This is a genomic window from Haemophilus sp. THUN1691 (assembly GCF_059704425.1).
Genome location: NZ_AP046578.1, coordinates 1728029 through 1741733 on the forward strand (window position 1 = coordinate 1728029; position 13705 = coordinate 1741733).

The following is a 13705-nucleotide window of genomic DNA, read 5'->3' on the forward strand; positions in this document are numbered from 1 at the left end:
AATTTAAAAATATGAATATTCGTTGGAATGTAATTTTGGGTCTTATCGCTCTCGGTTCGCTGGGATGGTTTTATTCTTTAAATAGCGATAAACCTGATTTGTCAAACTTAGTAAAAAAACCAGATAGTCCAGATTATATTGGAAATAAAATGGAAACTACGGTGTTTTCTCCTGAAGGTAAGAAACAATATCTCTCGACCGCAGACAAAGTGAAACATTATACAGTTGATGGCCATACTGAGTTTGAAATGCCTTTGGTGTACTTATTCGATGTCTCTAGATCTAATAATGCTGAAAAATCAAATAATCCAGCAAAATTATTAGAATCACAAAGTTGGAAACTTAGCGCAAAAAAAGCCAAATTAACGAAAGATGAAATGCTTTATTTAGAGGGTGATGTCATTGCTGAAAGTTTAGAATCAACTTCTCGGTTACAGCGAATCGAAACACAAGTTGCTGTGGTTAACTTAAAAAATCAAGATATTTCATCAGATACAATGGTAAAAATAAACGGACAAAATTTTAACTCAACTGGCTTAAAAATGGTTGGCAATCTACGCCAACAACTTGCAACATTAAAAGAACAGGTAAAAACATATTATGAAATTAACAAACAATAAAATTATTTTACTCGCTGCATTAATCATGACCTCTTTCTCTGCTTTCGCGTTGAAAGATGATACGAATCAACCAATAAACATTGTTTCTGATAATCAATCATTAGATATGGAAAAAAGCGTTGTCACTTTTACTGATAACGTTTCAATTACTCAGGGTTCAATTTTAATCAAGGCAAATAAAGTTGTCATTACGCGACCACCTGAAAATTCAGGCAAAAAAGAAACCGTAGAAGCATTTGGTACTCCAGTAACATTCCATCAAAAGCTAGATAATGGTAAGCCAGTGGATGGAAAAGCAAATAAAGTTCACTATGATCTTGGTACTGAATTTTTGACATTAACCGACAATGCTGAATTAAAGCAACTTGATAGTAAGATTAATGGACAACTAATTACCTACGATGTGAAAAAACAGCAACTTAAAGCTAATGGCAATGGAAAATCACGTGTAACCACAGTCCTTATTCCATCGCAATTACAACAAGCTAAAGGGAAGTAATTTATGTCAATTCTGACTGCTGAAAGTTTAGCTAAGAGCTATAAAAGCCGTAAAGTTGTTTCGGATGTAAGTTTAACTGTAAACTCTAATGAAATTGTTGGTTTGCTCGGACCAAACGGTGCTGGGAAAACAACAACCTTCTACATGGTTGTCGGATTAGTTCGCCAAGATCAAGGTAAAATTATTATTGACGGAGAAGACATTAGTTTGCTCCCAATGCATAATCGTGCTCAACGTGGAATCGGTTATTTGCCACAAGAAGCCTCTATTTTTCGCCGTTTGACTGTATACGAAAATCTAATGGCTGTATTAGAAATACGCAAAGATTTAACCTCTCAACAACGTCGAGAAAAAGCTGATGAGTTGATTGAGGAATTTAATATTGGCCATATTCGGGATAGTTTAGGTCAGTCATTATCTGGCGGTGAACGTCGTCGAGTGGAAATTGCACGAGCATTAGCTGCAAATCCTAAGTTTATTCTATTAGATGAGCCATTTGCTGGTGTAGATCCAATTTCTGTGAGCGATATTAAGAAAATTATCACCGACTTACGTAACCGAGGATTAGGTGTTTTGATTACCGATCATAATGTACGTGAAACACTTGATGTATGTGAACGCGCTTATATTGTTGGCGAAGGTAAAATTATCGCAACGGGTACACCAGAACAAGTTATGAACGATGAACACGTTAAACGAGTTTATTTAGGCGAACAATTCAAATTATAAAAATGAAAATAACTGAACTATTAAGCCCTGAGAATATTCGTCAAGGCGTTAGTTTTTCTAGCAAAAAACGATTATTTGAATCTATCGCACATTTTGTAGAAGAAAAACTTCACTGTGATAAAGGTGAACAAGCGTGCTTTGAATCCCTTTTTGAGCGAGAAAAGCTGGGTAACTCAGGGCTAGGCAATGGCATAGCAATGCCTAAGGCGAAAATGCCTCTTGAGGTATGTGACAAAGCAATTGCCATGTTTATGCAATTGGATACCCCAATTAATTATGATTCGCTTGATGGTAAACCTGTAGATTTAATTTTTGCTATACTCATTCCGGAGAATCAGTGCGAAACATACATCCCTATCTTGGCATCATTAATCGAAAAACTTACCGATAAAAATATGTTAAAACAATTACGCTCCGCCAAAAGTGCGGATGAAATTTGGCAAGTTTTTGAGATTTCAGATAGAGCAGAAAGTTCGCCGGAAGAAACGCAAGAATAATTTAAAGGGGGAATTATGGAAATTATCATTATTAGTGGACGTTCTGGCGCAGGAAAATCTGTAGCCTTACGAGCATTAGAAGATGCCGGATATTATTGTGTTGATAATATTCCTCTAGATTTACTTCCTCAATTGACGGATATTCTATCCCAATCCCAATCTTCGGTCGCAATCAGCCTTGATATTCGTAATATTCCTAATTCAGCCAATACTCTTGAACAAACTCTAAATACCTTACAAAAATATCATCAATTAAAGATTATTTTCCTTGAAGCAGATCGTGGCACATTGATTCGTCGTTATAGCGATTCACGCCGTCTGCACCCACTTTCCTTGAAAGATTTATCTCTTGAAGCAGCAATAGATGAAGAATATCGCTACCTTGAGCCATTAATTCAACACGCAAACTTTATTATTGATACCACTCATCTTTCTACTCATACCCTTGCGGAACGCCTACGCGAATTTTTACGAGGAAATAGTGATAAAGAACTAAAAATCGTTGTTGAATCTTTTGGCTTTAAATATGGAATTCCTTTAGATGCTGATTATGTTTTCGATGTACGTTTCTTACCTAACCCACATTGGGATCCAACATTACGCCCAATGACAGGATTAGATGCACCAGTAGCAGAATTTCTAAATAGTCACACGCAAGTGAATGAATTTATCTACCTCACTCGTAACTATATTGATACTTGGTTGCCAATGTTAGAAAAAAACAATCGTAGCTATTTAACCATTGCTATTGGATGTACTGGGGGAAAACACCGCTCCGTTTATATAGCACAGCAGTTAGGCGAATATTTTCAAGCTAAAGGGAAAATAGTCCAAATTCAGCACAAATCTTTAGAACGAAATAAAAAAGCATAAAAAAGTGCGGTCAAAAATAATTTTATTGACCGCACTTTCTTATAAATTAACTGGTTTTACAATCTCGCTAGGATAACAACCTAAAATCTTTAGATAGTTACTACAATTCTTTAACTCTTCCAAAGCTTGCTGAATATCAGGATGATGGATATTCGCTTCTATTTCGAGATAAAACATTTCTTCCCAAGGTTTCCCATAAATTGGACGAGACTCTAATTTCGTCATATTAATTTGATGTTTTTTGAAAACTAAAAGTGCATCAACTAATGAGCCAATTTGCTGTGAAGTTGTCATTAACAATAATGTTTTTGCCGGGATCTGTGGTGAAACCTCACGCTGTTCTTTAGCAACGACAATAAAACGCGTAATGTTGTTCTCTTGATTAGCAATATTAGTTTTTAATACGCTAAGTCCATATAATTTACCACCATCTTCATTCCCTAATGCCGCAATATTCGGCTTATTTAAACTTGCAATAAGTTGCATTGCATGGGAGCTACTTTCACAATACTCAATATGTACTCGATCAAGACTATGTATAAATTGACTACATTGTTGAATCACTTGAGGATGACTATATAAAGTATCGATTTGACTTAATTCAGTCGTGCCATTTACCAAAACACAATGCTGAATTGGGTAAGCTAGCTCGCCTACTAATGATAAGTCAGTATGCTGGAGCAAATCATAGACCTCATTAATAGCGCCTGATGTTGTATTTTCTAAAGGCAATACACCAAAATCTGCTTCACCATTTTGCACTTTTTCAAATACTTGCTCAAAAGACTGACATCCTAGCTCTACAAATTGTTTTTGATAACGAGCAGCATAATTACGTGCAGCTAAATTTGAATAAGACCCTCTCTTACCTAAAAAAGCAATATGTAAATTTTGATTACGTTGTTCATTAAGTTTATTCTGCAAATAGACTTGCTGGGTCAATACTGAATCTTCAATAATTTTTTGGAAAATTGAAGTGATATATTGTGGTTCAAGTTGATAATTCTCATTTTCTGAAAATTGAACTAATTCTTGTAAAAGTTGCTGTTCTCGCTCTACATCACGTAAAGCTTTTTGCGAGATCTCTTTACTTCTCACTACATCGAAAGCTAAACGATGACGCTCAGAAAGCAATTTTAATAAACTACGGTCTATTTGCGTAATTTGTTGACGAATTTCAGATAATTCTAGCTTCATAGCATCCTCTTATAAAAAACGAGAAAAACAAACAGCACTTTTAAGCATTAGCCATTTAAAGTGCGATGAAAATAAAAAAGCTATACTTCTTAGCAGAAATATAGCTTTTTCAAAAATAAAATGATTAGATAAATACTTGAACAGGAGCAACATATCCTTGCGGTACTTGTTCTTTATCTTCGAAAGTTACAAACTCCCACGCTTCTTGATTTGCTAATACAGCACGTAGTAACTTGTTATTTAAACCATGACCAGACTTATAAGCTTTAAAATCACCAATAATGTTATAACCAGCCATATAAAGATCGCCAATTGCATCTAACATTTTATGACGAACAAGTTCATCTTTAAAGCGTAAGCCATCTTCATTTAAAATTCTATAATCATCAAGAACAATAGCATTATCAAGGCTACCACCTAATGCTAAACCTTGAGATTGAAGATATTCTATATCTTTCATGAAACCAAATGTTCTTGCTCGACTAATTTGATGAACAAATGCTTGAGCAGAGAAATCCATGACATAATTACGAACATTTTTGCCAATAGCAGGATGATCAAAATCAATAGTGAAATCTAAACGGAAACCATTGTAAGGTTTAAATTCAGCCCATTTATCACCATCTTCAACTCGAACATATTCTTTAATACGAATAAATTTCTTAGGTGCATTTTGTTCTTCAATTCCAGCATCTAATAACAAATAGATAAATGGACTCGCGCTACCATCCATAATAGGAATCTCAGGCGCATCAACCTCAATAATGATATTATCAATACCAAGACCAGATAATGCTGCATTCAAATGTTCAACGGTAGAAATTCGTACACCTTGCTCATTAATTAATGCAGTACAAAGCATTGTATCACGTACTGAATTAGGATCAGCTGGGAATGCCACAGCTGGATTTAAATCTGTACGATAGTAAACAACACCAGTATTTGGCATAGCAGGACGTAATGTTAAAGTCACTTTCTTACCGCTATGCAAACCAACGCCTGTTACTTTAATACTTTGTTTTAATGTTCTTTGTTTAATCATTCTACTACCTTAATATTCCAGGTATTTCTTAAAACCAATTAAATTAATTCTCTTCACGTTGTGCAGGATTAAAGAAACTATTTTTCTTAAATGCTTCTAAACGATCTGTGATAGGTTTATCCAACGGACGATGATATTCTTCTGCTGGAGTTTTTTGAGTTTCTACAGGCTCACGAGTATGTATATCAGGCACAATATTTACGCGACCTGTACCTTCTGGCTCAACTGGACGAGAAGGACGCAATACTTGAACAGACTCAGTTGGAGCGATTTCGCCTAATCCTGTTGCCACAATAGTCACTCGAATTTCATCACTCATCTCAGGCACTAAACTCGTACCAATAACCACTGTTGCATCTTCTGAAGCAAAGCTACCGACAGTTTCACCAACAATATTAAATTCTTCAAAAGAAAGATCCATACCAGCTGTGATGTTTACCAAAATACCTTTAGCATTAGAAAGATCGATTTTTTCCAATAAATCATTACGCACTGCAATACGAGCGGCTTCTTCTGCTCTACCCTCACCTGCAGCACCAATAGCAGAACCGAAACCAATCATCGCTTGTCCCATTTCAGACATAACTGTTCTTACATCGGCAAAGTCCACATTGATTAGGCCAGGCGATGTAATCATATCCGAAATACCCATAACCGAATTACGTAACACATCGTTTGCTGCAGCAAAAGCATCAATTAATTTAGCATTTTTAGGGAGAACTTTTTGGATTTGTTGATTAGGAATAATTATCATCGAATCAACATACTGAGCTAAATCTTTAATACCAAGCTCTGCAAATTGCATACGCTTTTTGCCTTCAAAAGCAAATGGCTTGGTCACAACAGCAACAGTTAAAATGCCCAATTCTTTAGCAATTTTTGCGACAACAGGCGCTGCACCAGTACCAGTGCCCCCCCCCATACCAGCTGCAATAAAGACCATATCCGCACCTTCAAGCATTTTGCGAATTTCTTCCTGATCATCTTCCGCAGCTTTACGGCCAACATTTGGATTTGCCCCAGCGCCTAAACCTTTGGTAGTTTCTCCACCAATTTGTACGGTTTGTTGAACTTGGCTTTTACGTAATGCTTGAGCATCTGTATTTACAGCGTAAAAAATAATACGACCATGCTCTTCTGAAGTTAATGAGCTTTCACCTAAATAAGTACCACCCATTTCTTGCTTTACCATACTCATAACCATATGGTTTACAGCATTACCGCCACCGCCGCCAACGCCTACGACTTTGATCAGTGCGCCGGATTCATTAAAATTATCGTACTCAGGGTACTCTGGGTATAGCATTGATGTTCTCCGTTAAAGCCAGATAAGCTGGCTCAATATAAAACCTAAATTCTCTCTATTGTAGATGAAAAATCAAAATAATCAAAATTCTGACCGCACTTTATTCACAATTTTTTTAATTCCATTCCAAATTGGTTTTAGTACTCCGTCATCAGATTCATCATTTCCTGAAATCAAATCATCATCACTGTTACTATGGTTATACTGCAACAAACCCACCACCGTTGAATATTGAGGACGATTCACGTAATCTGTCAATCCAGTAATATTCAGCGGGCTACCAATACGTACTTGGCAATTAAATACGTCAGATGCACATTCTTTCAAATCTTCTATTTGGGCCCCACCGCCAGTAATCACTACGCCAGCAATAAGCTCAAACTTCACATGTTTTGTTTCCAACTCAGACTTTAATTTATCTAATTCATCTTTCACAACACCTAGAAGTTCCGTGTAGCGAGCAGATGTAATTAAGGATAAATCACTCTTTGTTAATGAACGAGGTGCTCGCCCACCAATACTTGCAACTTCAATTTTTTTATCACCGTGCAAACGAGCCGGGTAAAATGCACTTGCATAATTAACTTTAATTCGTTCAGCTTCTGCACGCGAAATAGTACAAGCGTGGGCAATATCGTTAGTCACAATATTTCCCGCATAAGGAATAACCTTACTGAAACGTAATGCTCCGTTTGTATAAACCATCACATTCATTGTGCCTGCACCGAAATCTATCAAGCAAACACCAAGATCTTTTTCATCTTCGGTTAATACTGAATGTGTTGCTGCAAAACCAGAAAAAACGACTTTATCCACTTGTAAACCACAGCGCTCAACCGCTTTTTTCAGGTTGTTTTGCCAATCTTGATGACAGGCGATTAAATGTACTTGTGCTTTTAAACGAACACCTTGCAAACCCAATGGATTTTTAATATTCAACTGGCGATCCACCGCATATTCTTGAGGAATCACATGCAATAAGGATAAGCCTTCAGGCAACTTGATGGAGCTCGCTGTATGCAGTGCGGAATCAATTTCATCTTGTGTTACTTCGCCATCTGAAATTGGCACAAAACCACTTTCATTTAAACTTTGAATATGTTCACCAGTAATTGCCAAAGTGACACTCATAATCTGACAATCAGCCATAGATTCAGCGGCTTCAATGGCTCTTTGAATAGAATTTACGACAGCTTCAAGATCGGTGATACTGCCACGATCAATCCCTTTAGATGGGCAACTACCAACACCTAACACATTCACTACACCATCAGGAAATACCTCGCCCACTACGGCAACAACTTTTGACGTACCGACTTCTAATCCTACAATTGTTTTAGCTTCCACACCTTTAACCATTTTCGCACCTAGTTTTTATTTATCAGCCATACCCACAGCAGCACCTGCCGCATATCGTAAATCTACATAATCTATTTTTTTATTTTCTGGAACATCAACTTGCGGATAAATCGTGACAAATCGTTCAAGCTTAGATTTCCATTCTCCACGACCTAACTTTAACACAATGTCATTATCAAGTGTTACTTGCCATGCACCGCGTTCATCAATATTCATGCCTTTTGCAATTAAATTTTTTGATTTAAAATCGGCATAAATCTGATTCCATGCTTCCAATACTTTTAAACTTTGATAATCTGGCCCACCTAAATAAGGCAAAGTATTCTCTTTTAAGCGTTCAATTGGAAGTTGGAATACAACACCATCCTGAGTAACAAATTGGTTCTGATTCCAAAATGCCACTGGTTGATATTCAGTAATCCAAATACTTAAACGATTTGGCCATATTTTTCGCACAATTGAGCTTTTAACCCAAGGTAAAGCTTCTATTTGCGCTTGAATTGGCTCGACATCTTGCCCCCAAAACCCTTTAAGAGAACCCATTTTTAATAAGCTTTCCTTAATATCGGCATCCGTGGTAAAAATCTTTTGTCCAGCCAATGCAAAACCACTAATAGGCTTATCATCCATTTTCTCTAGCAGAGTTTGCCAATTAAAATAGATGCTAAGAGCAAAAAGTATACCAAGCAAAGCCAAGAAAGCCCGAATATGAAAATAATATTTAGGCTTTTGTTCACTAAAACGAATATTCTGTGGAGTTTTCCTTTTCAGAATGTTCATTACACACTTAGCTCCAAGATTTTCACAACAAGCTGTTCAAAAGAAATACCCACGCTTGCGGCAGATTTTGGGAATAAACTATGGCTCGTCATTCCTGGATTCGTATTCACTTCAACTAAACGGAAATTACCTTTCGCATCGCACATAACATCAATACGGCTCCAACCACGACATCCTACTGCATCATAAGCGCGTTTCACTAATATAGCTAACTCTTGCTCGCGCTCAGGCGTTAAACCTGCAGGACAGAAATATTGAGTATTATCAGAAATATATTTCGCATTGTAATCATAGAACTCACCTTCAGGAACAATACGAATAGCTGGAAGTACCTGGCTATCCAATACGGGCACTGTTAATTCATCGCCAGCTAACCATTCTTCAATCAGAATCGTATTATCAAATTTAAGTGCATATTCCACCGCACTTTTTAGCTCATCCACGGCTTTAACTTTAGTTAATCCAACACTAGAGCCTTCCAAAGAAGGTTTCACCATTAATGGTAAGCCTAGTTTTTCCACTACAGCCTGAGCGTCTAATTCAGCAAAGGTTTCTCGGGTTACTACTTCCATATCTGCTACAGGTAATCCAAATGCCTTCCACAACATTTTTGTACGCATTTTATCCATAGTTAATGCTGAAGCCATCACTCCGCAACCAGTGTAAGGTAAACCAATTTGCTCTAATAAACCTTGTATTGTGCCATCTTCACCACCTCGGCCATGCAAAATATTAAACACTCGATGAAAACCATCCTTTTTAAGATTATCTACATTATATTCTTTAGGATCAATAGGATGAGCATCATAACCTTGGTTTAATAAAGCCTCTAATACCGCTTTACCTGAATTGAGAGAAACTTCACGCTCAGCGGATGTTCCGCCTAATAACACTGCAATTTTTTCTTGTTTTAAATTCATTTTATCCTACTTATATATCTTATTATGATGGTCTTTATTAATAAATAAGACCATCTCAAATTTCTAAAATCTATTTATAAAAGTCTTAATTTTTCCAAGATTGAGCTAAGCCACGAGAGATTTTACTTACGCTACCCGCACCTTGCGCCAAAATCAAATCGCCATCTTGAATAATTTGATCAAGAACGTCGCCTAATTGTGATGTGTCAGAAACCAAGATTGGATCGATTTTTCCTAAATTTCTAATGGAGCGACAAAGAGATTTACTATCAGCTCCAACAATCGGCATTTCTCCCGCTGCGTACACATCAAGCATAATTAATGCGTCCACTTGCGAAAGCACTTGTACAAAATCATCAAATAAATCACGAGTACGAGAATAACGATGCGGTTGGAAAATCATAACAATACGTTTATCTCCCCATCCTTCTCGTGCGGCTTTAATCGTTACGTCCACTTCTGTTGGGTGATGACCATAATCATCAACTAAACGAACCTTACCATTTGGACGAATAAACTCACCTAACTGATCAAAGCGACGACCTGCACCTTGGAAATCAGCAAGGGCTTCTAAAATAGCTTCATTGCCAATACCTTCTTCTTTTGCTACAGCAAGTGCAGCCGTTGCATTTAACGCATTATGTTTTCCTGGCACATTTAACAGTACATTAATACGTTCATTATTTGGGCAAATCACTGTGTAATGACCTTGAAAACCTGTTTGTTCATAATCTTCAATGCGATAATCTGCATGTTCACTAAAACCATATGTAATCACTTGGCGACCAACTTTTGGCACAAGTTCCATTAATACTGGATCATCTGCACACATCACGGCTAAACCATAGAAGGGTAAATTATGTAGAAACTTCACATAGGTCGCTTTCATTTTTTCGAAATCACCTTCGTAGGTATCCATATGATCTGGTTCCATATTAGTCACAACAGATACCATTGGCTGCAAATGCAAAAACGAGGCGTCACTTTCATCCGCTTCTACAATTAAATAACGACTTGCGCCTAGATGTGCATTTTTACCTGCTGATTTCACTAAACCACCATTAACGAACGTTGGATCGAGCTTTGCTTGAGTGTAAATCATGGAAATCATAGCGGTTGTTGTCGTCTTCCCATGGGTTCCTGCAACAGCAATACCATGGCGGAAACGCATGATTTCAGCCAACATTTGTGCTCGTTGAATCACTGGAATACGTTTTTGTTTTGCTGCAACTAATTCAGGGTTATCATCTTTTATCGCACTGGATACGACAACAACACTGGCACCTTCAATATGTTCTTCTGCATGGCCAATGTAAATTTTTGCTCCAGCCTGAGCTAAACGTTGAGTTACTAAGCTATCAGCAATATCTGAACCAGAGATTTGATAGCCTTCATTCAATAAAATCTCAGCAATACCACTCATTCCTGCGCCACCAATTCCAATAAAATGAATTTGTTGCACTCGACGCATTTCAGGGATAATTTTTCTAATTTCTTCGTGGGAATGTTTCATTTATTTTTCCTTTTTGACACATTTGGCAAAATATTGGTGCCTATTCTAAAAGTGCGGTTAAAAATCGCAATATTTTTCTTATTCTTTGGAATGTCAGTTAGTTTGAATTTTCTATAATAACCTCAGAAACTCGGTGTGCAGAGAGAGGTGTCGACATTGCTTTCGCTTTCTCAGCCATTTGTAATAAATTTTCACGAGTAAAGTTTTTTAAATAATTCACCAGAATTTCAGGCGTTAAATCTGCCTGTTCTACAATCTTTGCGGCACCCACGTCCGCCAAATATTTCGCATTCAAATATTGTTGACGATCTTTATGTTGGAAAGGTACAAAAATAGCTGCAGTGCCAACTGCCGCAATTTCACATACAGTTAATGCGCCAGAACGGCAAATTATCACATCTGCCCAGGCATAAGCCTCAGCCATATCATCAATAAATTCTGTTATTTTAACTTGTTCTGAATTCTCGCCATAAAGTTTGCTAACGTCTTCTACCGCACCTTTACCTACTTGATGACGAACGTCTAATTTATCTGCAAGCTGGGCGACTACTTTAGGTAAAGTATGGTTAAGCACTCTCGCGCCTTGGCTACCACCGACCACTAAGACACGTAATTTCTCCTCACGCTCCGCAAAACGAACTTCAGGATATGGCATCTTAAATAAATCTTCCCGAACTGGATTACCAACAACTTCAGCATGAGGAAAAGCACTTGGAAATGCTTGCAATACACGAGTTGCAATTTTTGCTAACCATTTATTCGTTAAACCCGCTATCGCATTTTGTTCATGCAAAATTATCGGTACACCACAAAGTTTTGCAGCAAGACCACCAGGACCTGAAACATACCCCCCCATTCCAAGTACAGCATCAGGCTTTTCTTCTTGAATAATTTTTTTTGCCTGCAATATAGCTCGGAAAATAGCAAAAGGAGCGCTTAATAAAGCTTTTATACCTTTACCACGCAAACCCGAAATTTGGATAAATCTAATCGGGATTCCATGTTTTGGTACAAGGTGAGCCTCCATTCGATCTTTCGTACCTAACCAGCAAATATCCCATCCTTGTTTTTGTAAAACTTGAGCAACAGCTATCGCTGGAAAAACATGGCCACCTGTTCCACCAGCCATCACTAATAATTTTTTATTTTTCATCTTCTTTATCTCTAATCATCGCGTAGGCGAGCTTGACCTGCGCGAAGTAAACGGTTTTCGTGATCAATACGTAATAAAATGCCAATAGTCGCTGACATAATAATAATACTCGAACCACCATAACTCACGAGTGGAAAGGTTAAACCTTTAGTCGGCAACATTCCAAGTGCCATACCTAAATTAACAAAGCCTTGGAAGAAAATCCAAAAGCCAATGCCTAAAGCTAAAAATCCTCTAAAACGTTGTTCTAACATTAAAGATTCCTTTCCGATCTTCAACGCACGAAATACAAGCAAGCCGAGCAAAATAACAACAATTAAAATGCCTATAAAGCCAAACTCTTCACCAATAATAGCCATGATAAAGTCAGTATGCGCTTCAGGTAAATAATCTAGTTTTTGAATTGAATTACCTAACCCTTCCCCCGTTATTTCTCCACGACCAAATGCCATAAGAGAGTTCGTTAATTGGAAGCCTGTACCATAAGGGTCTTTAAATGGATCTAAAAAACCGGTGAAACGTTTTAAACGATAAGAAGCAGAGATGATTAACCAAGCGCCAAGAATTACACCTGTTGCACCAAGCAAAATAAATTGGAAAAAGTGCGCGCCGACGATAAATAGCATACCGAAAGTAATAACAAACAGTACAACTGTACTTCCCATATCAGGCTGAACTAAGAGGAACATCCCCATCACGCCCATTACAATAAAGGGTTTTATCGCACTAAATTTTCTACCTCTTACCTCATCATAACGACGAGTAAAATAGCTTGCCAAAAAACAAGTCAGTGCAAGCTTCGCAAATTCAGCTGGCTGAAAATTCAAAATTCCCAATGAAATCCAACGTTTAGCACCATTCACTGATGTACCGATAAATAATACGGCTATCAATAAAGCCACAGCTGCCCAGAAAATATTTACATTCCATTTTTCCAACTTTTCAGTTGGAATATACAACATGGCATAACAAGTCGCTAAAGAAAGAAATACATAAAAAGCATCGCGTTTTGCAAAGTAAAAAGAATCATTAAATAAACGAGAGCTATAAGGAATAGATGCAGATGTTACTGAAACTAAACCAATTAAAAGCAAAATAACAAATAACCAAAATAGCGCACGATCATACAGCAAACCTTGCGGTGTGATGCGTGTCCATTCATCGTAATTTTTTTTGATGTTCTGTAAAAATTCCATCTTATTTTTATTAATGACTAA

Annotated in this window: 14 protein-coding genes; 5 read left to right on the top strand and 9 right to left on the bottom strand. The window is 37.2% G+C overall.

The features are described 5' to 3' along the window. Window positions 1–11: 11 nt before the first annotated feature. Genes lptC through rapZ form a run of 5 tightly spaced genes read left to right on the top strand, consistent with a single transcriptional unit; the run spans window position 12 to window position 3218 of the window. Entirely contained in the window at window positions 12–620 is a 609-nt protein-coding gene (gene lptC / locus AC6H0J_RS08300; RefSeq protein ID WP_497513497.1) for an LPS export ABC transporter periplasmic protein LptC, read from the top strand. Continuing rightward, entirely contained in the window at window positions 601–1119 is a 519-nt protein-coding gene (gene lptA, locus AC6H0J_RS08305; RefSeq protein ID WP_046940025.1) for a lipopolysaccharide transport periplasmic protein LptA, read from the top strand. The genes lptC and lptA overlap by 20 nt, the downstream gene beginning before the upstream one ends. Before the next feature lie 3 nt (window positions 1120–1122). After that, window positions 1123–1848 (top strand): LPS export ABC transporter ATP-binding protein, encoded by a 726-nt coding sequence (lptB, locus tag AC6H0J_RS08310; protein ID WP_497513498.1) that lies wholly within the window; start codon window positions 1123–1125, stop codon window positions 1846–1848. A 2-nt stretch (window positions 1849–1850) separates the two neighbouring features. Beyond that, complete coding sequence (gene ptsN / locus AC6H0J_RS08315) at window positions 1851–2345, top strand: PTS IIA-like nitrogen regulatory protein PtsN (RefSeq protein WP_046953537.1); 495 nt, start codon at window positions 1851–1853, stop codon at window positions 2343–2345. A gap of 15 nt (window positions 2346–2360) precedes the next feature. Beyond that, window positions 2361–3218 carry an RNase adapter RapZ gene (gene rapZ / locus AC6H0J_RS08320; protein ID WP_005637682.1) on the top strand — a complete coding sequence of 286 codons (858 nt, stop codon included), beginning with the start codon at window positions 2361–2363 and terminating at the stop codon, window positions 3216–3218. Window positions 3219–3257: 39 nt separating this feature from the next. Here the strand turns inward: rapZ and AC6H0J_RS08325 are convergent, their stop codons facing one another. The 9 genes from AC6H0J_RS08325 to ftsW form a co-directional block, all read right to left on the bottom strand. After that, entirely contained in the window at window positions 3258–4415 is a 1158-nt protein-coding gene (locus tag AC6H0J_RS08325; protein WP_046953538.1) for a chorismate mutase, read from the bottom strand. Between the two features lie 124 nt (window positions 4416–4539). Then, a complete protein-coding gene (lpxC, locus tag AC6H0J_RS08330) occupies window positions 4540–5457 on the bottom strand; it encodes a UDP-3-O-acyl-N-acetylglucosamine deacetylase (RefSeq protein WP_005630366.1) in 918 nt (305 codons plus the stop codon). A 43-nt stretch (window positions 5458–5500) separates the two neighbouring features. Beyond that, the gene (gene ftsZ, locus AC6H0J_RS08335; protein ID WP_005637676.1) at window positions 5501–6763 is read right to left on the bottom strand and encodes a cell division protein FtsZ; all 1263 of its coding nucleotides are present in this window, start codon (window positions 6761–6763) and stop codon (window positions 5501–5503) included. An 81-nt stretch (window positions 6764–6844) separates the two neighbouring features. Further along, window positions 6845–8122 (bottom strand): cell division protein FtsA, encoded by a 1278-nt coding sequence (ftsA, locus tag AC6H0J_RS08340; RefSeq protein ID WP_005646429.1) that lies wholly within the window; start codon window positions 8120–8122, stop codon window positions 6845–6847. A 15-nt stretch (window positions 8123–8137) separates the two neighbouring features. After that, window positions 8138–8902, bottom strand: coding sequence for a cell division protein FtsQ/DivIB (locus AC6H0J_RS08345; protein WP_046953579.1), 765 nt, complete (start codon window positions 8900–8902; stop codon window positions 8138–8140). Further along, window positions 8902–9822 carry a D-alanine--D-alanine ligase gene (locus AC6H0J_RS08350; protein WP_118817418.1) on the bottom strand — a complete coding sequence of 307 codons (921 nt, stop codon included), beginning with the start codon at window positions 9820–9822 and terminating at the stop codon, window positions 8902–8904. The genes AC6H0J_RS08345 and AC6H0J_RS08350 overlap by 1 nt, the downstream gene beginning before the upstream one ends. A gap of 85 nt (window positions 9823–9907) precedes the next feature. Further along, window positions 9908–11335, bottom strand: coding sequence for a UDP-N-acetylmuramate--L-alanine ligase (murC, locus tag AC6H0J_RS08355; RefSeq protein ID WP_046953577.1), 1428 nt, complete (start codon window positions 11333–11335; stop codon window positions 9908–9910). A gap of 97 nt (window positions 11336–11432) precedes the next feature. Further along, a complete protein-coding gene (gene murG, locus AC6H0J_RS08360) occupies window positions 11433–12488 on the bottom strand; it encodes an undecaprenyldiphospho-muramoylpentapeptide beta-N-acetylglucosaminyltransferase (RefSeq protein ID WP_046953576.1) in 1056 nt (351 codons plus the stop codon). Window positions 12489–12499: 11 nt separating this feature from the next. Then, window positions 12500–13684, bottom strand: a complete 1185-nt coding sequence (ftsW, locus tag AC6H0J_RS08365) for a putative lipid II flippase FtsW (RefSeq protein WP_046953575.1) — start codon at window positions 13682–13684, stop codon at window positions 12500–12502. Between the last annotated feature and the right edge of the window lie 21 nt (window positions 13685–13705).